Below are 24,683 nucleotides of genomic sequence, written 5' to 3'. Positions count from 1 at the left end.
AAAAGGCCAAGTGCAGCGACCAAAACAAGCCACTTAGGATCACGCTGATAGTTCGGGTACCAACCCGAATGCCCCTGCTTGTCTCATTTCTTCAAAATAAGAGCCGCGTCTTTGTAAGTCGCTGCTCAAGTTAAAACTACGGCGCCGGTTGAAGCCTGCGCCGTAGCATCTACGGGCACAACGGTCCTGCTTTTACTACAACGTCGGTTACACGCCGCTTTGCAGCAGCATGCTACGTACGTGACCAATGGCCTTAGTCGGGTTCAGGCCTTTGGGACATACGTTGACGCAGTTCATGATCCCGCGGCAGCGGAATACGCTGAACGGGTCATCCAGCGAAGCCAGACGCTCGGCAGTCTTGGTGTCACGGCTGTCTGCCAGGAAGCGGTACGCTTGCAGCAGGGCAGCTGGGCCCAGGAACTTGTCGGGGTTCCACCAGAAGGACGGGCAGGAAGTCGAGCAGCAAGCGCACAGGATGCACTCGTACAGACCGTCCAGCTTCTCGCGCTCTTCCGGAGTCTGCAGACGCTCGATGGCCGGAGCCGGCGTGTCGTTCTGCAGGAATGGCTTAACCTTCTCGTATTGCTTGTAGAAGATGCTCATATCGACGACCAGGTCACGGATAACCGGCAAACCTGGCAGCGGACGAACAACCAACTTGTTGCCTTTCACCACGGAAGACAGCGGCGTGATGCACGCCAGGCCGTTCTTGCCGTTGATGTTCATGCCGTCGGAGCCGCAAACACCCTCACGGCAAGAGCGACGATAGGAGAAACCTTCGTCCTGCTCTTTAACCAGGGCCAGCACGTCCAGCACCATCAGGTCCTTACCACCGGTATCGACCTGGAATTCCTGCATGAACGGCGCAGCGTCCTGATCAGGGTTGTAGCGATAAACACTGACTTTCAACATGGCAGCCACCCTTAGTAAGTCCGAATCTTCGGTTCAAACGTCGGAACCGTCTTCGGCGAGAAGTTCACGGCACGCTTGGTTACGCGCTTGTCACCCGGGAAGTACAGGGTGTGGCACAACCAGTTTTCGTCGTCGCGGTCTTCATAGTCTTCACGAGCGTGAGCACCACGGGATTCTTTACGAACCTCGGCGGCGATCGCAGTCGCTTCAGCCACTTCCAGCAGGTTTTGCAGCTCAAGGGCTTCGATTCGAGCGGTGTTGAACGCCTGGCTCTTGTCGTTGATCTTGACGTTGGCAATGCGCGTACGCAGGTCAGCCAGCTGGGCGATACCTTTCTGCATGTATTCGCCGGTACGGAACACACCGAAGTAGTTCTGCATGCAGCTTTGCAGCTCTTTGCGCAGGGAGGCGACGTCTTCGCCATCGGTACGCGAGTTCAGGCCATCCAGACGTGCCAGGGCAGCGTCGATGTCGGACTGGCGTGGACGAGCGTAATCAACGCCTTCCTTCAGGGTCTGCTCCAGGAACAGGCCGGCGGCACGACCGAATACCACCAGGTCGAGCAGCGAGTTGCCGCCCAGGCGGTTGGCACCGTGAACCGATACGCACGCCACTTCACCTACCGCGAACAGACCAGGGATGATCTGGTCGACACCGTCGGCGTCCTGGGTGATCGCCTGGCCATGAATGTTGGTGGCAACGCCGCCCATCATATAGTGGCAAGTTGGAACAACCGGGATCGGCGCAACAGCCGGGTCAACGTGGGCAAAGGTCTTGGACAGCTCCATGATGCCTGGCAGACGGCTGTGCAGCACTTCTTCACCGAGGTGATCGAGCTTCAGCATTACGTGGTCGCCATCGGGACCACAGCCGTTACCGGCGATGATCTCTTTAACCATGGAACGGGCTACAACGTCACGACCGGCAAGGTCTTTGGCGTTCGGAGCATAACGCTCCATGAAGCGCTCGCCGTTCTTGTTGATCAGGTAACCACCTTCACCACGGCAACCTTCTGTAACCAGTACACCGGCGCCGGCGATGCCGGTCGGGTGGAACTGCCACATTTCGATGTCTTGTACCGGAACGCCTGCACGCAGGGCCATGCCGATACCGTCACCGGTGTTGATCAGGGCGTTGGTAGTCGAAGAGTAGATACGGCCTGCACCGCCGGTCGCCAATACGGTGGCATTAGCCCGCACGTAGGAGGTTTCGCCGGTTTCGATGCAGATAACGATCATGCCTACAAAGGCACCGTCTTCGTTCTTCACCAGGTCGACGCCGTAGTATTCGTTGAGGAATACGGTGCCGGCCTTCAGGTTGGCCTGGTACAGGGTGTGCAACAGCGCGTGACCGGTACGGTCGGCTGCGGCACAGGTACGAGCGGCCTGGCCACCCTTACCGAAGTCTTTCGACTGGCCGCCGAACGGACGCTGGTAGATGCGACCCTGTTCGGTACGGGAGAACGGCAGCCCCATGTGCTCCAGCTCGAAGACCGCTTCCGGGCCTACGGAGCACATGTATTCGATAGCGTCCTGGTCACCGATATAGTCGGAACCCTTGACGGTATCGTACATGTGCCAGCGCCAGTCATCGTTTGGATCGGCGGAGGCGATGGCGCACGTGATGCCACCCTGGGCCGAAACGGTGTGGGAACGGGTCGGGAACACCTTGGTGATCACGGCAGTCTTGTGACCGCCCTGGGCCAGTTGCAGCGCAGCGCGCATGCCGGCACCGCCGCCGCCAATGATGATGGCGTCGAATGAAAGCGTATTAACTGTGTTAGCCATGAATCAGATACCCCAAAGAATCTGCACACCCCAGACGAAGTAAGCGAACATCGCGACGCCGCATACTGCCTGGAAGAGAAACCGTACTGCTGTCGCGGACTTGCCCAGCGCCATCGGCGTCAGGTAGTCGGTCGCGATGGTCCACATGCCAACCCAGGCGTGAGCGCCCAGGGCTACAAGGGCCAGCAGACTGAAGATGCGCATCCCGTTGTGAGCGAACAGGCCGTGCCATTGGGCGTAGCCAATGCCAGGGTTCGCCGCGAGGTACCCGATCAGGAAGATGAAATAAGCCGCGAGAACAACCGCAGACACACGTTGCGCCATCCAGTCATAGAGGCCCGAACGCGACAGGTTCGTAACGCTGGTTACCATATCCAAACTCCCGCCAGAACGATCAGCACCACGGAAATGGCGATGACGATTTTCGAGCCCAGCTTGCCGCCTTCCAGCGTCTCACCGATACCCATGTCCATGATCAAGTGGCGAATACCGGCCACAAGGTGATAAAGCAGAGCGGACAGGAGGCCCCAGGCGACGAATTTGGCCAGCGGACTGGTCAAGCATGCCTTCACCTCGGCGTACCCTTCTTCCGAACCCAGGGATTTGCTCAATGCATAAAGCATGATGCCCAGGCCAAGAAACAGGATGATGCCGGATACACGGTGCAGGAACGACGTTACGCCGGTGATGGGGAGTTTGATGGTCCTTAGGTCTAGGTTTACAGGTCGTTGGCTATTCACGGCTTTTTTTCACACTGAAGAGCCCCTAACAATCAGGGCAAAGTTGTTGGGGAGTGCACTGGTCAGGTAACCACCACCCAGGGAGTGCGACCCCCATCAAAACGGGCCCAAAAGCCCCTGGCGGTCGGAGGCCGAGTATAGACAGTTAGGCAACTAATGACAACGCGCACTCCTCACCCTAATAGCGCATTGCGCTGGCGGCATAAAAGGCGTAAATGGCAGGTAATTTCGAGGAAAAAGTACGGTTAAAGCCTTCTGGAGCAAGACTTTAGGCAAATTGACATCTGAATTTATCTCACTATAGTGGTGCGGGCCCTGCGTGGGGGGTCTGTCTGATGATTTGAAGCATAAATAGGAGGCCACATGGCTGACAAAAAAGCGCAGTTGATCATCGAGGGCGCAGCCCCCGTCGAGCTGCCCATTTTAACCGGCACCGTTGGTCCCGATGTTATCGACGTACGGGGCCTGACGGCCACGGGCCGTTTTACATTCGACCCAGGCTTCATGTCGACCGCCTCATGCGAGTCGAAGATCACCTATATCGACGGTGATAACGGTATCCTGCTGCACCGCGGCTACCCGATCGAACAGCTTGCTGAACAGTCGGACTACCTGGAAACCTGCTACCTGCTGCTTAATGGCGAATTGCCAACAGCTGAGCAAAAGGCCCAGTTTGTCAGCACCGTGAAGAACCACACCATGGTTCACGAGCAGTTGAAGACCTTCTTCAACGGCTTCCGTCGCGACGCCCACCCGATGGCCGTCATGTGCGGCGTAGTCGGCGCCCTGTCGGCCTTCTATCACGACTCCCTGGACATCAATAACCCGCAGCATCGCGAAATCTCCGCGATCCGCCTGGTTGCCAAGATGCCGACCCTGGCCGCAATGGTTTACAAGTACTCCATGGGCCAACCCATGATGTACCCGCGCAACGACCTGACGTACGCGGAAAACTTCCTGCACATGATGTTCAACACCCCGTGCGAGATCAAACCGATCAGCCCGGTGCTGGCCGCCGCGATGGACAAGATCTTCATCCTCCACGCCGACCACGAACAGAACGCCTCGACCTCTACCGTGCGCCTGGCGGGCTCCTCGGGTGCCAACCCGTTCGCCTGTATCGCCGCCGGTATCGCCGCACTGTGGGGCCCTGCCCACGGCGGTGCGAACGAAGCCGTATTGACCATGCTCGATGAAATCGGCGATGTCTCGAACATCGACAAGTTCATCGCCAAGGCCAAGGACAAGAACGATCCGTTCAAGTTGATGGGCTTCGGTCACCGGGTCTACAAGAACCGCGACCCGCGCGCCACCGTAATGAAGAAGACCTGCGACGAAGTGTTGAAGGAACTGGGCATCAAGAACGATCCGCAACTCGAACTGGCCATGCGCCTGGAAGAGATCGCCCTGACCGACCCGTACTTCATCGAGCGCTCGCTGTACCCGAACGTCGACTTCTACTCGGGGATCATCCTCAAGGCGATCGGCATTCCAACCAGCATGTTCACCGTGATCTTCGCCTTGGCGCGGACCGTGGGCTGGATCTCCCACTGGAAAGAAATGCTCTCCAGCCCGTACAAGATTGGCCGTCCGCGCCAGCTGTACACTGGCTACGAGTCGCGTGACATCACCAAGCTGGAAGACCGCAAGTAAGCTAACCGCTACTTGGCTACACCGAAAACGGCCTCCTTTGATAGGGAGGCCGTTTTTATTTGTGCCGGATTTGAGAAACAGTTTTGTCGTATCTGTTACCAATAAAGGCAAAAAAAAGCCCCGATCTCACGACCGGGGCATTTTTTTGTAACTGTTACGGGCTTAGTGGCTAACCGCCCCACTCGCCCCCAGGCCAGTCTGCGAACGCACAAACTGCGGGAAGTACAGCGCACGTTCCTTCTCTGCCGCCGCCGACTTGTCGGTGATGGAGAAGAACCAGATGCCGATGAACGCAATGATCATCGAGAACAGCGCCGGGTACTCGTAAGGGAAGATCGCCTTCTCATGGTGCAGGATCGAGACCCAGATGGTTGGGCCGAGGATCATCAGGCCAACGGCACTGATCAAGCCCAGCCAGCCACCAATCATCGCACCGCGGGTGGTGAGGTTTTTCCAGTACATGGAAAGCAGCAGCACCGGGAAGTTACAGCTGGCCGCAATGGAGAACGCCAGGCCCACCATGAACGCGATGTTCTGGCTTTCAAACAGGATGCCCAAGCCAATCGCCAGTACTGCCAGGGCGATGGTGGTGATCTTCGATACGCGAATCTCATCCTTCTCGTTGGCCTTGCCTTTCTTGATCACGCTGGCGTACAGGTCATGGGACACCGCCGAAGCACCCGCCAGGGTCAAACCGGCAACCACTGCCAGGATGGTGGCAAACGCCACGGCCGAGATGAAGCCCAGGAAGATACTGCCGCCCACCGCGTTGGCCAGGTGCACCGCCGCCATGTTGTTACCGCCGAGCAAGGCACCTGCAGCATCCTTGAACGCCGGGTTGGTGCTGACCAGCAGGATCGCGCCGAAGCCGATGATGAAGGTCAGGATATAGAAGTAGCCGATGAAGCCAGTGGCATACAGCACGCTCTTGCGCGCTTCCTTTGCGTCACTCACAGTGAAGAAGCGCATCAGGATGTGCGGCAGGCCGGCGGTACCGAACATCAGTGCCAGGCCGAGGGAGAACGCCGAAATCGGGTCTTTCACCAGGCCGCCCGGGCTCATGATCGCTTCACCTTTAGGGTGAACCTTGATCGCCTCGGCAAACAGCATGTTGAAGTCGAAGTTGACGTGTTTCATCACCATCAGCGCCATGAACGAGGCACCGGACAGCAACAGCACTGCCTTGATGATCTGCACCCAGGTGGTCGCCAGCATGCCGCCGAACAACACATAGAGGCACATCAGGATGCCTACCAGGATCACCGCGACGTGATAATCCAGGCCGAACAGCAGCTGGATCAGCTTGCCCGCGCCGACCATCTGCGCGATCAGGTAGAACGCCACCACCACCAAAGAGCCACAGGCCGACAGGCTGCGGATCTGGGTTTGCCCCAGGCGATAGGACGCCACGTCGGCAAAGGTGTATTTGCCCAGGTTACGCAGGCGCTCGGCGATCAGGAACAGAATGATCGGCCAGCCCACCAGGAAGCCGATCGAGTAGATCAGGCCGTCGTAGCCGGAGGTGAACACCAGCGCAGAAATCCCCAGGAAGGAGGCTGCCGACATGTAGTCACCGGCAATCGCCAGACCGTTCTGGAACCCGGTGATCTTGCCGCCGGCCGCATAGTAGTCGGCCGCCGACTTGTTGCGCTTGGACGCCCAGTAGGTGATGCACAAGGTCGCGCCGACGAAGGCCACGAACATCAGGATCGCTGCGATATTCAGCGGTTGTTTATGCACTTCGCCGGTCAGTGCATCGGCCGCCCAAACGGCAGGTGCAAAGGCCGAAGCGCCGAGTACAGCCAATAGACGACGGATCATTGCGCAGCCTCCTTGAGAATCGCATTGTTCAAGTCGTCGAATTCGCCGTTGGCGCGTCGTACATAGATGCCGGTGAGGACGAAGGCCGACACAATCAGCCCGACCCCGATAGGGATCCCCCACGTGATGGACGAACCGGGGCTGATCTTGGCCCCCAGTATTTGCGGCCCATAGGCAATCAGAAGAATGAAAGCGGAGTAAAGCCCAAGCATGATTGCCGAGAGAATCCAGGCGAATCTTTCCCTTTTACTAACCAGCTCCTTGAAACGCGGGCTGTTTTGAATCGAGAGGTAAATGCTGTCGTTCATTGTTTTTATCCTCGCAGCACAGCTTTTTATTATTGGAACATATCCACTGTATGCGGCTGAGGAACAGGTTCCAGACGACCTTAGTAGTAGAAGGAGTGTAGCGAGGGATATTGAAGGTGCAGGAATAATTGCGGGGGCGAAATAATGTGGGAGCCGGGCTTGCCCGCGATGGGATCACCTCGATACATCAAGTGCACCGAGGCGTCTGCATCGCAGGCAAGCCAGCTCCCACAAGAGACTTACTTAGCAGTCCACTCGGCGACGCGCTCAGGGTGCTTGGCCACCCAGTCCTTGGCCGCCGCTTCAGGCTTGGCGCCCTCTTGGATCGCCAGCATGACTTCGCCGATTTCATCCTTGGAGGCCCACTGGAATTTCTTCAGGAACGCCACGACTTCCGGGGCTTTCTTTTCCAGGCCTTTGCTGCCGATGCTGTTGACGGTCTCAGCAGCACCATAAATTCCTTTTGGGTCGTCCAGGAAACGCAGTTTCCACTTGGCGAACATCCAGTGTGGCACCCAGCCGGTGACCGCAATGGATTCCTGTTTGTCTTCGGCACGGGTCAACTCGGCGATCATCGCCGCGCCCGAGCTGGCTTGCAGCTTGTAGTCCAGGCCATAGGCCTTGATTGCTTCGTCGGTCTTGAGCATCACACCTGAACCGGCGTCGATACCCACGATCTTGTTCTTGAAGGTGGTGTCGGTCTTGAGGTCTTCGATGGATTTGGCTTTCACGTACTCAGGCACGATCAGGCCGATCTTGGCGTCCTTGAAGTTGGGGCCGTAGTCGACCACCTTGTCCTTGTTCTTGGCCCAGTATTCACCGTGGGTCACCGGCAACCAGGCGGAGAGCATGGCGTCGAGTTTGCCGGTGGCCACGCCTTGCCACATGATCCCGGTGGCGACCGCTTGCAGTTTCACGTCATAACCGAGCTTTTGCTTGATCACTTCTGCCGCCACGTGGGTGGTGGCGACACTGTCCGACCAGCCATCCACATAGCCGATGCTCAGGGTTTTGCTGTCGGCGCTGGCCAGTGTGGAGCTCATCGCAACTACCAGAGTGGCAGCTGCGCCCAAGAGTCGTCGCATCTTCATAGTGCTTCCCCGAAAGTGCTGCGCCCGGCGGATGCCGAGCGACGTCAACCTGTTGTTATGTGGTGCACCGCGCCCCCTTCACGCGCATCGATCACGTGGTTGCCTCATCAGTGGAGGGCTGACACTTCGATCATCAACCTGCTGCCACAAGCGACCTGCTCTGACTGCGACCTCAGGTAAGCAAGAAACGACATCACATCGCCAGCAGGATGATTTGTAGGACATTCACCGACGATCCCGCCCGAACTTTGCATGTCAAAATTATGCGGCCCCACTGGGACGGCTCAAATCCGGGTAAGATGCGCGCCTTTGCCCCCAGACGGCCTGATCATGCCCGCGACTGCACGTTTCCCGCTCCTGCCCTATTTATTTGCCCTGATCCTCGGTGTGCTGGCCCTCGGTGGCTATTGGTACGGCCTTGGCCAACCGGTGGTGCTGCCGGACGTGGCCAGCGCCAGCCACAAGCTGCAATGTGCGTCCTACACGCCCTTCGACAAAGACCAGTCGCCGTTCGACCAGCCGTTCAAACTGCGCCCCGAGCGCATGGACGCCGACCTGGCGTTGCTGGCCACCCGCTTCGAATGCATTCGCACCTACTCCCAGACCGGCCTTGAAGACTTGCCGGCACTGGCGCGCAAACACGGCCTGAAGCTGATGAGCGGCGCATGGGTCAGCAGTGATCCGGTGGCCACCGCCAAGGAAGTCGAGGCACTGATCGCTTCGGCCAATGCCAACCCCGACGTCGTCACCTCGGTGATCGTCGGCAACGAAACCCTGCTGCGCAAGGAAGTCACTGCCGCGCAGTTGGTCAAGTTGATCCATCACGTCAAGGACCATATCAAGCAACCGGTCACCTACGCCGATGTGTGGGAGTTCTGGCTGCAACACCCGGAAATCGCCCCGGCCGTGGACTTCCTGACCATCCACCTGCTGCCGTACTGGGAAGATGACCCCTCGGGCATCGACCAGGCGCTCAAGCACGTGGGCGATGTGCGCCAGACCTTCGGCAACAAGTTCGCCCCCAAGGACGTGATGATCGGCGAGACCGGCTGGCCGAGCGAAGGCCGCCAGCGGGAAACGGCGGTGCCGAGCCGGGTCAACGAAGCGAAATTCATGCGCGGGTTCGTGGCCATGGCCGAGGCCAATGGCTGGCACTACAACCTGATCGAAGCCTTTGACCAGCCGTGGAAACGTGCCAGTGAAGGGGCGGTGGGTGGTTACTGGGGCCTGTTTGATGCGGACCGCCAGGACAAGGGCGTGCTCGCCGGCCCGGTGACCAATGTGCCGTACTGGCCGCTGTGGCTGGGGGTTGGCGGGATTATCCTGCTGGGCACGCTGCTGCTGGGTGGCCGCGTGCGCACGGCCCGGGCTGCGTTGTTGTTGCCATTGCTGGGCGCCGTGGCGGCCTGCTCGATCGGCACCTGGGCCGAGTTGAACCGGGTCACCGCGCGCTTCACGGATGAGTGGGTGTGGGCTGGATTGCTGGTGGCCTTGAACCTTGCGGTACTGGCTCACGCCGCCCTGGCGTTGAGTACGCGAGAAGGTTGGCGCGAACGCGCCTTCAACTGGCTGGAGCAGCGCGCTGGCTGGCTGGTGGCAATCGCCGGGTTTGCCGGTGCGGTAATGATGCTGGCGCTGGTATTTGACCCGCGTTACCGCAGCTTCCCGAGTGCCGCGCTGGTGCTGCCGGCGCTGGTGTACCTGGTGCGTCCGGTGAGCGGGCTGCGGCGGGAGATTGCGTTGCTGGCGTTCATCATCGGTGCCGGTATTGCGCCGCAGTTGTTCCGTGAAGGGGTGATGAACCAGCAGGCGTGGGGTTGGGCGGTGGTGAGCCTGCTCATGGTCCTAGCATTGTGGCGTTGCTTGCGGGTGCGCAAGGCTTAAGACCGCTTTCGCGAGCAAGCCCGCTCCCACACTCGACCGCATTCCAAGGAATGTACTCGGTCAAATGTGGGAGCGGGCTTGCTCGCGAAGAGGCCCTGTCAGGCAACGCGAGGCTTACGGACCAACCGCAACCCCGCAATCACCACCGCAAACACCGCAAAGGTCGTGTTGTACAACGCCAACGCCGGAAACCCGAACACCAGCGCCAACACCGCCAAACCCCACCCGGCCCGGCCCGGCACGAAAAACGCCAGCACCGCCGTGACCAGCGCCGCCCAGCCCAGCACCTTGAAGTGAATCATCAACCCCAGGTTGGAACGCACCTGGCATTCCCAGCGGCTGGCTTCGTCAGCGCAAATGCCCACCCAACGGCCATCCTCCATGAATCCGTAACGCGCGCCATAACTGGCGGCCAGCCAAAGCGGCAGGGCAATAAGCAACAGGATCAGCGGAAAACGGCGGGACATGGGGCACTCCGATAGGCGAAAACGGCGCCCAGCTTAATCCCCCGGTGGCCGTTGGCAAGTTTTGCAAACAGATAAGTGTTCATTAAGGCGTGCCAAAGTGTATCGTCTCGCTACTATTACCCCGATTCCGACGTTTTTTCCGACTTTTAGTGCCGAAGGCTGGCACTTCGGCAGCAACGCGGTGGTCATAGCCTGCGAACTCCACTTCAGCACGTTTTCCTCTTAGGGATTTAGTCATGCTCCGTTCCTTGCGCTGTGCGGCCCTGTTGGGCAGCCTTTTTCTGAGTGCGTCAGCACTGGCGGTCGATATCGACCAGGCCAGCTATGGCTACCCTTTGACCAACCCGTTTGAAGCGACCATCGCCACCACCCCGCCGAACCTGCGGCCGGAACTGCCATCGGACGATCAAATCAATCAGTCCGACTACACCCTGACGATGCGCCCCGAGCGCGAGTTCAGCCTGCCTGACAACTTCTGGGCGGTGAAGAAACTCACCTACCGCATCGCCAAGCAGGACCGTGCCGCACCGCTGATCTTCCTGATCGCCGGCACCGGCGCACGCTTTGACAGCACCATCAACGAATACCTGAAAAAGCTGTACTACAAGGCCGGTTACCACGTCGTCCAGCTGTCGTCCCCCACCAGCTTCGACTTCATCGCCGCCGCCTCGCGCTTCGCCACTCCCGGCATCAGCCAGGAAGACGCCGAAGACATGTACCGCGTGATGCAGGCCGTACGCGCGCAAAACCCGACGCTGCCCGTGACCGACTTCTACCTCACCGGCTACAGCCTCGGCGCCCTCGACGCAGCCTTTGTCAGCAAGCTGGACGAAACCCGTCGCAGCTTCAACTTCAAGAAAGTCCTGCTGCTGAACCCGCCGGTCAACCTCTATACCTCGATCACCAACCTCGACAAACTGGTGCAGACCGAGGTCAAGGGCATCAACAACAGCACCACCTTCTATGAGCTGGTGTTGAACAAACTGACCCGCTACTTCCAGCAAAAGGGCTACATCGACCTCAACGATGCCCTGCTCTACGACTTCCAGAACTCCAAGGAACACCTGACCAACGAACAGATGGCGATGCTGATCGGCACCTCGTTCCGCTTCTCGGCGGCCGACATTGCCTTCACCTCGGACCTGATCAACCGTCGCGGCCTGATCATCCCGCCCAAGTACCCGATCAGCGAAGGCACCAGCCTCACGCCGTTCCTCAAGCGTGCGCTGCAGTGCGACTTCGACTGCTACCTCACCGAACAGGTGATCCCGATGTGGCGCGCCCGTTCCGACGGCGGCAGCCTGCTGCAACTGGTTGACCAGGTCAGCCTGTATGCCCTCAAGGACTACCTGCACGACAGCCCGAAAATTGCCGTCATGCACAACGCCGACGACGTGATCCTGGGCCCGGGCGACCTTGGCTTCCTGCGTAAAACCTTCGGCGATCGCTTGACCGTCTACCCCCTGGGCGGCCATTGCGGCAACCTCAACTACCGCGTCAACGCCGACGCCATGCTGGAGTTCTTCCGTGGCTAAATATCTTCTGCTGCTCGCCGCCCTGATGTGCGCGGGCGTGGCCAATGCCGACAACAGCAAGGCCCACACGCCGACCGTAGTGGACTCCGACGGCTTCAAGGAGCCCCTGAGCCACCTCAAGTTCAACCCTGGCCTGGACCAGCGTGAGTTCGAGCGCTCGTCGGTCAACGCGCTGAATGTCTACGACCCGCTGGAGTCGTGGAACCGCCGGGTCTACCACTTCAACTACCGCTTCGACCAGTGGGTGTTCCTGCCCGTGGTGGACGGTTACCGCTATGTCACCCCGAGCTTCCTGCGTACCGGCGTCAGCAACTTCTTCAACAACCTCGGGGATGTACCCAACCTGCTGAACAGCCTGCTGCAGCTCAAGGGCCATCGTTCCCTGGAAACCACCGGCCGCCTGCTGCTCAACACCACCATCGGCATCGCCGGTCTGTGGGACCCGGCCACCGCCATGGGCCTGCCGCGCCAGAGCGAAGACTTCGGCCAGACCCTGGGCTTCTACGGTGTACCGGGCGGCGCCTACCTGGTGCTGCCGCTGTTTGGTCCGTCGAACCTGCGGGATACCACCGGCCTGCTGGTGGACTACGGCGCCGAGACCGAGATCAACTTCCTGAACGTGTCCAAGGTCAGCGAAAACCACCCGGAAATCTGGGCCCTGCGCGCCGTCGACAAGCGCTACCAGACCAGCTTCCGCTACGGCCAGATGAACTCGCCGTTCGAGTATGAAAAGGTGCGCTACGTGTACACCGAGGCGCGCAAGTTGCAGATCGCCGAGTAATGCCCCGTGTAGGCGCTGGCTTGCCAGCGCCTACATCCCCCGCCGACACCACTTACGCCACGTAAACCGCAGTTGCAGCACCGCCGCCCTGGCCATTTCCCGATCCTGCTCCGCCAATCCCGAAGGCTGTTCAAGCGCTTCAAGCATCGCAACGCTGGCCGCATCCATCAGCGACTCATTCGCCACGCTCGGTCCACCCTCCTCCAACACCGACTCCAATGCCCGCAAATAGCGATCGCGCTCAATCGCCAACGCACCCCGGCTGTCCGCCAGGCAGGCGCGCAACTCCAGCAACTCATCCCCCAGGTCCAGCCCCAGCAATCCGTTATCCCAGTGGACACGGCGATCGGCAGGCAAGGTTTCGCTGTAGCGCGACAAGCGAATCAGCCGGTCCGCCATGCGCCCGCCAAACCAGCTTTCAGCCTGCTCCAGGGGACGGGAAGTCAATTGCGCCAGGTCGAACAATGAAGCCTTGAACATCCGCCGATAGTGATGCTCGCCGGGATTGAGCTGGATCAGCCGAAACACCACCACGGCAATCCCGACACCCACCAACGTCGCGATGGCCTTGTTGAGGAACGCGGCGAAGTCATAGGTCATCACATTGCTGGGCCCGACGTTGTTGACGAAAAAGATGCAGAACGCCGAGGCCGTGGCCGCTAGCTTGAGGCGGCTCATGCACAACGAGGCGAAAAACAGCGGCACTCCCAACGCCAGGCATAACAGGGGAAAGCCATCGAAGCCGGGCAACAGCACGAAGCACACAAAACCGGCCACCGGGATCGACAGCGCTATGCCCTTGAGGAAATTCAGGCTGGAGGCCGACGGGTTTTCCCGCGCTGCAAACAGGCTCAACACCACGCCACAAATCGATACCGCGCCCAAACCCGAAGGCCATGCCGTAAAGATCCAGAACGCCGCGACCGCCAGAAACGCCAACGCACTGCGCAGCCCGCCAAGCACCCCCTGCTCGATATCCCGGTGCCAGGACATCGCCCCCGGTGCGCCGGGCGGCACCCTGCCCTGCTCGACCGCCGACAGCGTCAATGCACCCCGCTCAATCAAGCGCAACACCTGCGCCAGTTGCACCAGGCAAAAGTGCGCCTCCTGGCCAAGCTGCGGATCCTGCAACGCCAGGCCAAGCCGTTGTGACAACTCGGGCAGTTCATCAAGACGCTCCTGCTGCAACGCCGAAGCCACCGCTTCAATCAGTGGCCCGACCGCCGCCGTTTCATCGAGCATCATCCGCTGTCGCGCCACGCCCCGCGCCGCCCGCAGCAGGCTAAGCAGATCACGGCTGAGCACCCGCAAGGCCTGGGAGCGGCGCCGGCCCTTGGGCCCTTCAAACCAGGCATGGTCGCGCTGGCTGTCCACCGCCACCAGGCGGCTCAATGCTTCGAGCAAGCCTTTACGCTGGTCGGTACCCAACAGCTCCGAAGCGGCAGCCCGCACCCCGGCCTGCCAGGCGGCGCGCGCCTGAACCGCCAGCACCTGCTCGACCCGGCGCGGCCACAGAATCGTACTGGCGATGGAGGCACAAAGAATCCCCAGGCTGATCTCCTGGCAGCGTGCCACCGCCTCATCGAACACTCCCAGCGGTGCCGCCGTAGCGGGCAGCGCAATAATCGCCGTGGTGTAACCCGCCAGCACAAACCCATAGGACGCATGATTGCGCAGCAAGGATGCCCCCGTGGTGCAGAACGCCAGCCACAGCGCCATGCACAGCAGGAACAGCAGCGGCGCCTGGCCAAACACGCCGATCATCGCAATGGAAACCATGGCCCCGACAAACGTACCCACCAGCCGATAGGCGCCTTTGGCCAGGACCATGCCGCTGGTGGACTGGCCCACGATAAATACGGTGGTCAGGGCCCATTGCGGTTGCTGCAAGTCAAAACAGAAGGCCAGGTACAACGCGACCCCGCCGGCGATCATGTTGCGCAAGGCAAACAGCAGATCGCTACGGGACGGGGTCAACGTCGCCTGCCAGAAATCAGGGAGCTGGAAGGTGGAGGATTTCATTAAACCTACATATAGATAGCAAGCTAATGATTAGCATCGTATCTATATTTGTGGCGAATGCCAATCTCAGGCTATTTGACCAGGCGCTTTTCCTTGGATGGCCTGTAGCCAAAGTAGGCGCTGTAGCACTTGCTGAAATGGCTCGGCGAGACAAACCCGCAGGCCACCAGCACGTCCACCTGGGACAGCTCGGTGTGTTGCAGCAGCCGACGGGCCTCGGTGATGCGCAGTTCCAGGTAATAACGCTGGGGCGTGGTGCCAAGCTGCTCCTTGAACAAACGCTCCAACTGGCGTCGGGAACGGCCCGCATAAACGGCCAGTTGCTCAAGCTCCAGAGGCTCTTCGAGGTTGGCGTCCATCAGGTTGACCACCTCGCGCAGGGGTGCGCTCAAGCACACGTTTTCCGTGGGTTTCACCCGCCGGTAGCGCGACTCCTCAAACGCCAGGATGTCCTCGATTCCCTCCACCAACGCTTTGCCGTACAGCCCCTTGATCCAGTCCAGCGCCATATGAAACGCACCGGAAGGGCTCGATGCCGTCAGCCGGTCGCGATCAATCACATAGGGTTCGCTGCTGACCTGCGTCGCCTTGCAGAACTCGGCCAGGGCCGGGCGATGTTCCGGGTGCACGGCGCAGCGGTAGCCGCCCAGCAATCCCGCACGCCCCAGGAACCACGCACCATTCCACAAACCGGCCAGGCTCACACCCTGCTCCGAGGCGCTTTTCAGCAGGTGGATAAACTCCTCCGCAGCCTTCAGTTCAGTGCGATAGCCACCGCATATCACCAACAGGTCCAACTCTTTAAGCACCGAAGACTCAAGCCGCGCATCGGGCCGGATCACCAGCCCCAGGTCACTGATCACCTCGCCTTCCCGCAAGCCGAAGGTCGACGTAGAAAAAGAAGCGGGCCGCAGCAGGTTGGCGGTGATCAGCGTATCCAGCGCCTGGGTAAACGCCGGCAGCGAGAAATGTTCGAGCAACACAAATCCCGCACGCACCGTCTGGCGGGCGTCGCCGGGATTTTCATTCAGGTAGCGGAGGTTCTTGCCTTTCATGCCCCCGCTGAATTGCCGTCGCTCGATCAAATGCCTATGCCCTCACCCGCTTCCAGAGGTTACCCAGCACGCTGACCACCGCCAACACCACGGCCCCGGCAATGATCCCCGCCACTGCATTGAGCAACGTCGGCATCAACCACGCCAGGCCGCCAGTGCTCTGGCTCACGGTCTCGATCCAGTGATGCACCACCGGCACACCATGGGTCAGGATGCCACCGCCGACCATGAACATCGCCGCCGTACCGATCACCGACAGGCTTTTCATCATGTACGGCGCCGCCCGCAGGATCGCCCCGCCAATGCTGCGCGCCGCCTGGCCGGGCTTCTGGGTGAGCCACAGGCCCAGGTCGTCGAGCTTGACGATACCCGCCACCAGGCCGTAGACGCCGATGGTCATGACGATGGCGATACCCGACAGCACGATCACTTGCTGCATCAGCGGTGCATCGGCCACGGTACCGAGGGTGATGGCGATGATTTCGGCGGAGAGGATGAAGTCGGTACGGATCGCGCCCTTGATCTTGTCCTTCTCGAAGGCCACCAGGTCCGTGGCCGGATCCGCCACGGCTTCCACCAGGTGCGCCTGCTCTTCGGTGCGCTTGTGGAAGAAGCTATGGGCGAGCTTTTCGAAGCCCTCAAAACACAAATAAGCGCCGCCCAGCATCAACAGCGGTGTCACCGCCCACGGCGCAAATGCGCTGATCAGCAACGCAGCCGGCACCAAAATCAGCTTGTTGACGAACGAGCCCTTGGCCACCGCCCACACCACCGGAATTTCCCGCTCGGCGCGCACCCCGGAGACTTGCTGGGCATTCAGCGCCAGGTCGTCCCCCAGCACGCCGGCGGTTTTCTTCGCGGCCATCTTGGTCATCAACGCTACATCGTCGAGCACCGCAGCGATGTCGTCGATCAATACCAGCAAACTGCTTCCTGCCATGGCTCAGGCTTCCCGTGATTCAAAGTGCGCCGAGAATAACGCGGCGCACACCGGGTTAGCGAGCCGTTCAGCGCGCAGGCGTTTGCCAGCCCCCGCCAAGGCTCTGGATCAGCGCCACACTGCCCTGGCTGAGCTGGCCCTGGGTGTCGCGAAGATTCTGCTCGGCTTGCAGCAACACCAGTTGCTGGGTCAGCACGGCCTCCTGGCTCACAGTGCCGGCGCGCAACTGTGCTTCCTGGCTGCCGAACAGTTGCTGATTACGCTGGTACACCTGCTGGAACGCATCGGCCTGGGTTTGCAGGTGGTTGATTGCCGACAGGTTATCTTCAACGTTCTGCAAGGCGCTGAGCACGGTACCCTTGTAGGTCGCGGCGATCTGGTCATAGCTGGCCTCGGCCTGCTTGACCGCCGCTTCGCGGGCGCCGCCATCGAACAGGGTTTCCGCCAGCGCCGGGCCCAACGTCCAGATGCGATTGGGCAGGGAGAACAACCCGCCCAACGCACTGCCGCGGTAACCGGCCTCGGCAGTAAGATCCAGGGTCGGGAAGAATGCGGCTTCAGCCACGCCGATTTTCGCGTTGGCCGCCGCTGCCGAGCGCTCCGCCGCCACCACATCGGGACGCCGTTGCAGCAGGGTCGACGGCAAGGTCAACGGTGGCCGCGGGACCACGAAGCTGTAGTCATTGCGCACCGCCACGCTGAATTCACTCGGCGCCACACCCACCAGCACCGCCAGCGCGTGTTCGTATTGCTCGCGGTCGCGCAGGGAGGTCTGCAAGTCGGCAATCGAGGTTGTCAACTGGTCCTGCGCCACCAGCAACTGGTCGTTGGTGGCGACGCCCTGGGTGAACTGCACCTGGATCATGTCCAGCAGTTGCTGGTTGATCTTCTGTTGTTGCTGCAACAGGCGCACGTCGATGTCCATCTGCCGCAGGGCGAGGTAGTTACTCGCCACGCTGGAACTGATGGACAGCCGCACCCCGGCCAGCAACGCATCCGATTGCTGGGCCGTCGCCTGGCTGGACTCTATCCCGCGCCGCACCAGGCCCCACAGGTCCGGCTCCCAACTGGCGGTCAAGGTTGCGCTGACACTGTTCTGCACGCCGCCCGCCGTGGTACCGGTGGTGGACGTGCCGCTACCACTGCCTGCCGTTCCCCGCGAACCCGACAACCCTACGCCCACCGTTGGCCACAAACCGGCCCGGCTGGACGCCACCTGCGCCTGGGCCAAACGGTACGCGGCCTCCGCCGCGATGATCGACTGGTTGGCCTTGGCCGAGCGCGCCACCAAATCGTTCAGTACCGGGTCCTGATAGGCCAGCCACCACTGGCTGTCCATTGCCCCCTGGGGATTGGCCGCCGCGCGTTGCCACTGCGCGCCTTCCTTGAACGACTGCGGCAGCTCCATGGCGGGCTTCTGGTAATCGGGCCCGACCATGCAGCCGCCGAGCAGCAGGCTGATGCAAAGCACGCTGTATTTCACGTTCATAACCTTGCTTCCTTACGCCGACCCAGGCGCTGTGACGCCCGGTCGAGCCACAGGTAGATCACCGGGGTGGTGTACAGCGTCAGCACCTGGCTGAACAGCAGGCCACCAATAATCGAAATCCCCAACGGCCGGCGCAGCTCCGAACCGTAGCCGGTGCCGAGCACCAGCGGCAGCGCGCCAAGGATCGCCGCCAGGGTGGTCATCATGATCGGCCGGAAACGGATCAGGCACGCCCGGCGAATCGCTTCCTTGGCCGTGAGGCCGAACTCCCGCCGCTCGGTGATCGCGAAGTCGATCATCATGATCGCGTTTTTCTTCACGATACCAATCAACAGAATCACCCCCACCAGCGCAATGATCGACAGCTCGGTGCCGGTCAGCAGCAAGGCGATCAACGCACCGACGCCGGCCGAGGGCAAGGTCGAAAGAATGGTCAGCGGGTGCGTCAGGTTTTCGTAGAGGATGCCCAGCACGATATACACGCACAGCAACGCAGCGACGATCAGCAGCGGCTCACTGGCCACCGACGACTGGAACACCTGGGCCGTACCGGCAAACTGGCCGACCACACTGGCGGGCATGCGCAGTTGCTTCACCGCATCGTCCACCATCGCCGTGGCCTGGCCGATGGACGTGCCGGGCGCCAAGTTGAACGAGACTGTCACCGCCGGGAACGTGCCCTGGTGACTGATGGAAATTGCAGTGCGCGCCACCGTGTTATCCGCCAGTGCCGAGAGTGGCACCAGGGTCTGCCCGGTGGTCAGGTTGGGCGCCGCCGTGGTGCCCTTGGTGGTCGTGGCCTGGGTGCCCGTCGGCACATAAATGCCCTTGAGCGCGGAAGGGTCGGTCCAGTATTCCGGCGCGATTTCCATCACCACGTGGTACTGGTTGGCCGCGCGATACAGAGTCGCGACCTGGCGCTGGCCAAAGGCGTCGTACAGCGTCTGGTCGACCGCCGAGACACTCACCCCGAGGCGCGCCGCCGTATCCCGGTTGATTTGCACATTGGCCAGCAAGCTGTTGTCTTGCTGGTCGGTATTGAGGTCGGTGAGTTGCGGCAATTTGCGCAGCACCGCCACCACCTTGGGCACCCATTCGTCCAGCGACTCCTGGTCATCGGCGGTCAGGGTGTATTGGTATTGCGCGCCACTTTGCCGGCCACCCACGGTGATGTCCTGGGCCGACTGCAAATACAGCTTGGTGCCCGGCAAGTCGCCGAGGCTGCGGCGGATCTGGCCGATGATTTCGGTGGCGTTGTCCTTGCGCTCGCCCAGGGGCTTGAGCAATACAAACATCTGCGCGCTGTTGACCGCCCCGCCGCCCCCTCCGCCACCGCCGACAAACCCGGCGACGGTTTCGATGTTCGGGTTTTTCATCACCTTGCGGTTGATCTCGGTGAAGTCCTTCTGCATCGCCCCATAGGAAATGCTCTGGTTCGCCAGGATGCTGCCCTGCAAGCGCCCGGTGTCTTCCTGGGGGAAAAAACCCTTGGGCACCAGCACGTACAACACGCCGGCGAGCACGATCACCAACACCGTCACAAAACCCATCAGCACCGTATGGTCGATCACCCAACCGAGGGTGCGATCGTAGAAGCGGTGAAAGCTCGAGTCCGGGTGTTCACTGCCTTCATGAATCGCTTTCGGCGCGCGCAGCAGCACGCTGGCGAGCATCGGTGTAACCGTCAGCGAGATCAGCATCGAGATCACAATGGCCACCGACAACGACACCGAAAACTCGCGGAACAGCCGCCCGACAATCCCGCCCATCAGCAGCAGCGGAATAAACACCGCCACCAGCGACACGCTGATGGTCAGTACCGTGAAGCCGACTTCCTGGGCACCGGCCAGCGCCGCTTCCACCCGGGTCTTGCCGCGCTCCAGGTGGCGCATGATGTTTTCCACCACCACAATCGCATCGTCCACCACAAAGCCGGTGGAAATCGTCAGCGCCATGAGTGACAGGTTGTTCAGGCTGTAGCCGAGGAAGTACATCGCGCCGAAGGTGCCGAGCAGCGACAGCGGCACCACAATCGCCGGCACCAGGGTGCTGCGCCAGTCGCGGAAGAAGCCGAAGGTCACCAGGGTCACCAGCAGGATCGACACCAGCAACGTGATCTCGACGTCATGCAACGAGGCGCGAATGGTGGTGGTGCGGTCCATCAGCAGGTTGAGCTTGATCGTCGCCGGAATCGAGCTTTGCAGGAACGGCAGCGAGGCTTTCACCGCGTCCACCGTTTCGATCACGTTGGCGCCCGGCTGCTTGAACACCACCAGCAATACCGCCGGCTTGCCGTTGGACAGGCCGAAGTTGCGCAGGTCCTGCACGTCTTCACGCACGTAGCCCAGGTCGGCGATATGGATCAGGTCGCCGTTGTGGGCCTTGACCACCAGCGGCCCGTAGTCCTTTTCATCGAGCAACTGGTCATTCGCCGCAATGCCGTAGTTACGGTCGCCGATGGCCACGTTGCCCTTGGGCAAGTTGACGTTGGAGGCGTTGATCACCTGGCGCACCTGCTCCAGGCTGACGCCGTACTGGTTGAGCCGATCGGGGTTCAATTCCACCCGCACCGCCGGCAGCGCGCCGCCGCCCACCGTCACGTCACCGACCCCGGTGGTCTGCAACAACTTTTGCTCCAACAGGGTCGAGGCCACGTCATACATCTGCCCCGGCGTGGCGCTGTCGGAGGTCAGGCTGATGATCAGAATCGGCGAATCCGCCGGGTTGACCTTGCGGTACGTCGGGTTGCCGGACAGGTCGCTGGGCAGGTTGCTGCGGGCGGCATTGATCGCCGCCTGCACATCCCGCGCGGCGCCGTCGATGTCGCGATTCAGGTCGAACTGCAAAATGATCCGCGCCGAGCCCAAGCTGCTGGACGAGGTCATCTGCGTGACCCCGGCGATCTGCCCGAACTGGCGCTCCAGAGGCGTGGCCACTGAACTGGCGACGGTGGTCGGATCGGCGCCGGGCAACGAGGCGCTGACGCTGATGGTCGGGAAATCCACCTCCGGCAACGGCGCCACCGGCAACAGCATGAAGGCCAGCGCGCCAAACAGCGCGAGGCCGGCCGCCATCAAGGTGGTTGCAATCGGGCGGCGAACAAACGGCGCGCTGAGGTTCATTGCCATCAGACCGCTTCAGCCGGGCGGCGGCTGAAGCGCTGCCCCAGGCCGTGCATGGCGAGGAAGATCACCGGCGTGGAAAACAGCGTCAGCAACTGACTGAGCAACAACCCGCCGATAATCGCGATGCCCAGCGGGTGACGCAGCTCCGAACCAATCCCCGTACCGAGCGCCAGCGGCACCGCGCCGAACAGCGACGCCATGCTGGTCATCAGGATCGGCCGGAACCGCAACTCTGCCGCCTGGCGGATCGCGGCCGTGGGGCTCAGGCCGCCCTCGCGTAACAACTCCAGGGCAAAGTCGACCATCATGATGCCGTTTTTCATCACGATACCGATCAGCAACACAATGCCGATCAGGCCGATGATGTCGAACTGCGTGCCCGTCACCAGCAGCGCCAGCAAGGCCCCGAGTGCTGCCGAGAGCAGCGTCGAAAGGATCGTCACCGGGTGCACGAAGCTCTCGTACAGAATCCCCAGCATCAGGTACACCACCACAATCGCCGCCACCACCAGGAATACCTGGTTGGACAGCGACTGTTCGAACGTCGCCGCCGCGCCTTCGAGGTTGGCCTGCACCGACAGCGGCAAGCCGACCTTGGCCTCGATGTCCTTGAGCCGCGTCACTGCCGTGCCAAGGGTCTGGCCCGGAGCAAGGTTGAACGACACGTCGGCATACGGAAACTGACCCAGGCGGTTGATGGTCACGGGCGTACGCACCACCTGCAGGGTCGCCATGCTCGACAGCGGCGCCACACCGCCACCGGGAATGTCCACGTACAACCCGGTGAGCAGGTCCGGCAAGTTGCGCGGCGGATGGTCGGTGGCGATCACCACGTGGTACTGGTTGAGCTGGGTGTAGATCGTCGAAACCTGGCGCTGGCCGAAGGCGTCGTACAGCACGTCGTCGATCGCCTGGGGCGTGATACCGAGGCGCGAGGCAGTGGCGCGGTCAAAGGTCAGCTGGATCTGATTGCCGAATTGCATCGCCTGGCTTTGCACGTCGGTGAACATCGGGTCTTGCTTGATCGCCGCCAGCAGCTTGGTGGTCCACGTTTCCAGCTCGTCCGGATCGGTGGCTTGCAGGCCCAGGCGGTAGCTGGTGGTGGACACCGTGGCGTCGAGGGTCAGGTCCTGTACCGAGTGCAGGTACAGGCGGATCCCGGCGTCGTCGGCGTTGGCATCGGAGAGCCGGCGGATCACCTCGGTGGCACTGTCACGCTCGCCGCGCGGCTTGAGGTTGATCAGCAGGTTGCCCTGGTTGATGGTCGGGTTGGTCTGGTCGATACCCACAAAGGACGACAGGCTTTGCACCGCCGGGTCCTTGAGGATTCGCGCGGCCAGGCGCTGTTGTTCGGTCTGCATCTGCTGGAACGAAACCGTCGGCGCCGCCTGGGAAATACCCTGGATCAGCCCGGTGTCCTGGTCGGGGAAAAAGCCCTTGGGCATGATCACCAGAATCATCAGGGTCAGCGCGGCGGTGAGCGCTATCGAGATCAGGGTCAAGGTGCGGTGCGCCAACACCCAGTCAAGGCCACGCACGTAGTGGGTGTTGATGCGGTCGAAGAAATCCGCGCGGCGTTCCTGGTGCTTATTCTTGAGCATCCGCGCGCACATCATCGGCGTGAGGGTCAGGGAGATGAACGCCGAGATAACGATGGTCACGGCCACGGTCATGGCGAATTCGCGGAACAGCCGGCCGACCACATCGCCCATGAACAGCAGCGGGATCATCACTGCAATCAGCGCAATCGACAGCGAAATAATCGTGAAGCCGATTTGCTCCGACCCCTTGAGCGCCGCCTCCAGCGGCGAGTCGCCCGCCTCGATATAGCGTGTGATGTTTTCGATCATCACGATGGCGTCGTCCACCACGAATCCGATGGCGATAGTCAGCGCCATCAGTGTCAGGTTGTTCAGGGAGAAGCCCAGCGCATAAGCCACCGCCAGGGTGCCCACCAGCGTCAGCGGCACGGTGACTGCCGGAATAACCGTCGCCGCAACGTCGCGCAGGAAAATGAAAATCACGATCACCACCAGCAGCACCGCCACCGCCAGTTCGTACTGCACATCGGTGACCGAGGCGCGGATGGTTTGCGTGCGGTCGGTCAGCACATCGACCTTCAAGGTACCCGGCAAACTGGCCCGCAGCTTGGGCAGCAATTGCTGCACGCGGTCGACCACCTGGATCACGTTGGCGCCTGGCTGGCGCTGGATGTTCAGCACAATCGACGGCGTGCTGTTGGTCCACGCTGCCTGGCGCGGGTTCTCCGGGCCCTGGGTGGAACTGGCGATCTGCGACAGGCGAATCGGTGCGCCATTTTTATAGGCGATCACCAGGTCGCGGTATTCCTCGGCCGATTGCAGCTGGTCGTTGGCACCAATCGAATACGCCTGGAACTTGCCGTCGATATTGCCCTTGGCCTGGTTGACGTTGGCCGTGCCGAGGGAGGTGCGCAGGTCATCAATGGACAGGCCGAGGCTATTGAGCGCCGAGGTATTCGCCTCGACCCGCACCGCCGGGCGTTGGCCGCCGCTGATGGTCACCAGGCCGACGCCAGTGATCTGCGAGATCTTCTGCGCCAGCCGTGTATCCGCCAGGTCCTCGACCTTGGTCAGCGGCAACACATCGGAGGTCAGGGACAGGGTCAGCACCGGCGCATCCGCCGGATTGACCTTGCTGTACACCGGTGGGTACGGCAGGTTGGCCGGCAGGAAGGTGCCGGCGGCATTGATCGCGGCCTGCACTTCCTGCTCTGCCACATCCAGGGACAGCGACAGGTCGAATTGCAGGGTCACCACCGAAGCGCCGTCGGAGCTGGTGGAGTTCATCGACTTGAGGCCCGGCATCTCGCCGAGCTGGCGCTCCAGCGGCGCGGTGATCGAGGAGCTGACCACGTCCGGGCTGGCGCCGGGGTATTGGGTGAAGACCTGGATGGTCGGGTAGTCGACTTCAGGCAACGCCGACACCGACAACAGGTGATACCCCAACATGCCCAGCAACAGCACCGCGACCATCATCAAGGTGGTGGCGACGGGACGTTCGATAAAGGGCCGCGAAATGTTCATGCTCGGCA

Annotated in this window: 18 protein-coding genes; 4 read left to right on the top strand and 14 right to left on the bottom strand. The window is 61.2% G+C overall.

What is annotated here, in order from left to right; all coding sequences use genetic code 11:
* Positions 1–207 precede the first annotated feature (207 nt).
* From HX818_RS05550 to sdhC, 4 genes are read right to left on the bottom strand one after another with little or no spacing between them, the layout of a single operon-like run.
* On the bottom strand, positions 208–912 hold the full coding sequence (locus HX818_RS05550; RefSeq protein ID WP_003210571.1) for a succinate dehydrogenase iron-sulfur subunit: 705 nt from the start codon (positions 910–912) through the stop codon (positions 208–210).
* 11 nt (positions 913–923) lie between these two features.
* Positions 924–2,699 carry a succinate dehydrogenase flavoprotein subunit gene (gene sdhA, locus HX818_RS05545; protein WP_003210572.1) on the bottom strand — a complete coding sequence of 592 codons (1,776 nt, stop codon included), beginning with the start codon at positions 2,697–2,699 and terminating at the stop codon, positions 924–926.
* Positions 2,700–2,702: 3 nt separating this feature from the next.
* A complete protein-coding gene (sdhD, locus tag HX818_RS05540; protein ID WP_003210573.1) occupies positions 2,703–3,071 on the bottom strand; it encodes a succinate dehydrogenase, hydrophobic membrane anchor protein in 369 nt (122 codons plus the stop codon).
* Complete coding sequence (gene sdhC, locus HX818_RS05535) at positions 3,065–3,439, bottom strand: succinate dehydrogenase, cytochrome b556 subunit (protein ID WP_008433998.1); 375 nt, start codon at positions 3,437–3,439, stop codon at positions 3,065–3,067. The genes sdhD and sdhC overlap by 7 nt, the downstream gene beginning before the upstream one ends.
* 363 nt (positions 3,440–3,802) lie before the next feature.
* Here sdhC and gltA point away from each other — a divergent pair, with 363 nt between their 5' ends.
* Positions 3,803–5,092 carry a citrate synthase gene (gene gltA / locus HX818_RS05530; RefSeq protein ID WP_003210575.1) on the top strand — a complete coding sequence of 430 codons (1,290 nt, stop codon included), beginning with the start codon at positions 3,803–3,805 and terminating at the stop codon, positions 5,090–5,092.
* A 162-nt stretch (positions 5,093–5,254) separates the two neighbouring features.
* Here the strand turns inward: gltA and HX818_RS05525 are convergent, their stop codons facing one another.
* The 3 genes from HX818_RS05525 to HX818_RS05515 all read right to left on the bottom strand — a co-directional run bounded on the left by HX818_RS05525 (position 5,255) and on the right by HX818_RS05515 (position 8,312).
* Positions 5,255–6,913: a cation acetate symporter gene (locus HX818_RS05525; RefSeq protein ID WP_003210576.1), complete on the bottom strand. Its 1,659-nt coding sequence runs from the start codon at positions 6,911–6,913 to the stop codon at positions 5,255–5,257.
* The gene (locus HX818_RS05520) at positions 6,910–7,221 is read right to left on the bottom strand and encodes a DUF485 domain-containing protein (RefSeq protein ID WP_003210577.1); all 312 of its coding nucleotides are present in this window, start codon (positions 7,219–7,221) and stop codon (positions 6,910–6,912) included. The genes HX818_RS05525 and HX818_RS05520 overlap by 4 nt, the downstream gene beginning before the upstream one ends.
* A gap of 239 nt (positions 7,222–7,460) precedes the next feature.
* A complete protein-coding gene (locus HX818_RS05515; RefSeq protein WP_008433997.1) occupies positions 7,461–8,312 on the bottom strand; it encodes a glycine betaine ABC transporter substrate-binding protein in 852 nt (283 codons plus the stop codon).
* A gap of 330 nt (positions 8,313–8,642) precedes the next feature.
* Between HX818_RS05515 and HX818_RS05510 the strand changes: the two genes are divergently transcribed.
* Entirely contained in the window at positions 8,643–10,196 is a 1,554-nt protein-coding gene (locus HX818_RS05510; RefSeq protein ID WP_177019611.1) for a glycosyl hydrolase family 17 protein, read from the top strand.
* A gap of 98 nt (positions 10,197–10,294) precedes the next feature.
* Here the strand turns inward: HX818_RS05510 and HX818_RS05505 are convergent, their stop codons facing one another.
* Positions 10,295–10,663: a hypothetical protein gene (locus HX818_RS05505; protein ID WP_003210580.1), complete on the bottom strand. Its 369-nt coding sequence runs from the start codon at positions 10,661–10,663 to the stop codon at positions 10,295–10,297.
* A 236-nt stretch (positions 10,664–10,899) separates the two neighbouring features.
* Here HX818_RS05505 and HX818_RS05500 point away from each other — a divergent pair, with 236 nt between their 5' ends.
* A complete protein-coding gene (locus tag HX818_RS05500; protein WP_003210581.1) occupies positions 10,900–12,198 on the top strand; it encodes a hypothetical protein in 1,299 nt (432 codons plus the stop codon).
* Entirely contained in the window at positions 12,191–12,979 is a 789-nt protein-coding gene (locus tag HX818_RS05495) for a VacJ family lipoprotein (RefSeq protein WP_003210582.1), read from the top strand. The genes HX818_RS05500 and HX818_RS05495 overlap by 8 nt, the downstream gene beginning before the upstream one ends.
* A gap of 30 nt (positions 12,980–13,009) precedes the next feature.
* Here HX818_RS05495 and HX818_RS05490 read toward each other — a convergent pair whose 3' ends face one another.
* From HX818_RS05490 to HX818_RS05465, 6 genes are all read right to left on the bottom strand, one after another.
* Positions 13,010–15,001, bottom strand: a complete 1,992-nt coding sequence (locus tag HX818_RS05490; RefSeq protein WP_177019610.1) for an FUSC family protein — start codon at positions 14,999–15,001, stop codon at positions 13,010–13,012.
* Positions 15,002–15,072: 71 nt separating this feature from the next.
* Positions 15,073–16,056 carry a GlxA family transcriptional regulator gene (locus HX818_RS05485; protein ID WP_177019609.1) on the bottom strand — a complete coding sequence of 328 codons (984 nt, stop codon included), beginning with the start codon at positions 16,054–16,056 and terminating at the stop codon, positions 15,073–15,075.
* Positions 16,057–16,090: 34 nt separating this feature from the next.
* Positions 16,091–16,996, bottom strand: a complete 906-nt coding sequence (locus HX818_RS05480; protein WP_177019608.1) for a DUF808 domain-containing protein — start codon at positions 16,994–16,996, stop codon at positions 16,091–16,093.
* 67 nt (positions 16,997–17,063) lie between these two features.
* The gene (locus tag HX818_RS05475; protein WP_177019607.1) at positions 17,064–18,485 is read right to left on the bottom strand and encodes an efflux transporter outer membrane subunit; all 1,422 of its coding nucleotides are present in this window, start codon (positions 18,483–18,485) and stop codon (positions 17,064–17,066) included.
* Positions 18,482–21,607 carry an efflux RND transporter permease subunit gene (locus HX818_RS05470; protein WP_177019621.1) on the bottom strand — a complete coding sequence of 1,042 codons (3,126 nt, stop codon included), beginning with the start codon at positions 21,605–21,607 and terminating at the stop codon, positions 18,482–18,484. Before HX818_RS05470 ends, HX818_RS05475 begins: the two co-directional genes overlap by 4 nt.
* Positions 21,608–21,612: 5 nt before the next feature.
* Entirely contained in the window at positions 21,613–24,675 is a 3,063-nt protein-coding gene (locus HX818_RS05465; RefSeq protein WP_177019606.1) for an efflux RND transporter permease subunit, read from the bottom strand.
* Positions 24,676–24,683: the final 8 nt, after the last annotated feature.

It is taken from the genome of Pseudomonas sp. F9001 (assembly GCF_013385435.1).
Taxonomy (GTDB): Bacteria; Pseudomonadota; Gammaproteobacteria; order Pseudomonadales; family Pseudomonadaceae; genus Aquipseudomonas.
The sequence above is the reverse complement of the archived record's forward strand: the minus strand, read 5'-3'. Positions and strand labels throughout refer to the sequence as shown.

Excerpts from the sequence above, each read along its gene's own strand:
- HX818_RS05470 (WP_177019621.1), bottom strand. The coding sequence starts at position 21,607 with ATGAACCTCAGCGCGCCGTTTGTTCGCCGCCCGATTGCAACCACCTTG.
- HX818_RS05520 (WP_003210577.1), bottom strand. The coding sequence starts at position 7,221 with ATGAACGACAGCATTTACCTCTCGATTCAAAACAGCCCGCGTTTCAAG.
- HX818_RS05500 (WP_003210581.1), top strand. The coding sequence starts at position 10,900 with ATGCTCCGTTCCTTGCGCTGTGCGGCCCTGTTGGGCAGCCTTTTTCTG.
- HX818_RS05465 (WP_177019606.1), bottom strand. The coding sequence starts at position 24,675 with ATGAACATTTCGCGGCCCTTTATCGAACGTCCCGTCGCCACCACCTTG.
- HX818_RS05490 (WP_177019610.1), bottom strand. The coding sequence starts at position 15,001 with ATGAAATCCTCCACCTTCCAGCTCCCTGATTTCTGGCAGGCGACGTTG.
- HX818_RS05480 (WP_177019608.1), bottom strand. The coding sequence starts at position 16,996 with ATGGCAGGAAGCAGTTTGCTGGTATTGATCGACGACATCGCTGCGGTG.
- HX818_RS05550 (WP_003210571.1), bottom strand. The coding sequence starts at position 912 with ATGTTGAAAGTCAGTGTTTATCGCTACAACCCTGATCAGGACGCTGCG.
- HX818_RS05475 (WP_177019607.1), bottom strand. The coding sequence starts at position 18,485 with ATGAACGTGAAATACAGCGTGCTTTGCATCAGCCTGCTGCTCGGCGGC.
- HX818_RS05515 (WP_008433997.1), bottom strand. The coding sequence starts at position 8,312 with ATGAAGATGCGACGACTCTTGGGCGCAGCTGCCACTCTGGTAGTTGCG.
- sdhD (WP_003210573.1), bottom strand. The coding sequence starts at position 3,071 with ATGGTAACCAGCGTTACGAACCTGTCGCGTTCGGGCCTCTATGACTGG.
- HX818_RS05525 (WP_003210576.1), bottom strand. The coding sequence starts at position 6,913 with ATGATCCGTCGTCTATTGGCTGTACTCGGCGCTTCGGCCTTTGCACCT.
- HX818_RS05485 (WP_177019609.1), bottom strand. The coding sequence starts at position 16,056 with ATGAAAGGCAAGAACCTCCGCTACCTGAATGAAAATCCCGGCGACGCC.
- HX818_RS05505 (WP_003210580.1), bottom strand. The coding sequence starts at position 10,663 with ATGTCCCGCCGTTTTCCGCTGATCCTGTTGCTTATTGCCCTGCCGCTT.
- HX818_RS05510 (WP_177019611.1), top strand. The coding sequence starts at position 8,643 with ATGCCCGCGACTGCACGTTTCCCGCTCCTGCCCTATTTATTTGCCCTG.
- sdhA (WP_003210572.1), bottom strand. The coding sequence starts at position 2,699 with ATGGCTAACACAGTTAATACGCTTTCATTCGACGCCATCATCATTGGC.
- gltA (WP_003210575.1), top strand. The coding sequence starts at position 3,803 with ATGGCTGACAAAAAAGCGCAGTTGATCATCGAGGGCGCAGCCCCCGTC.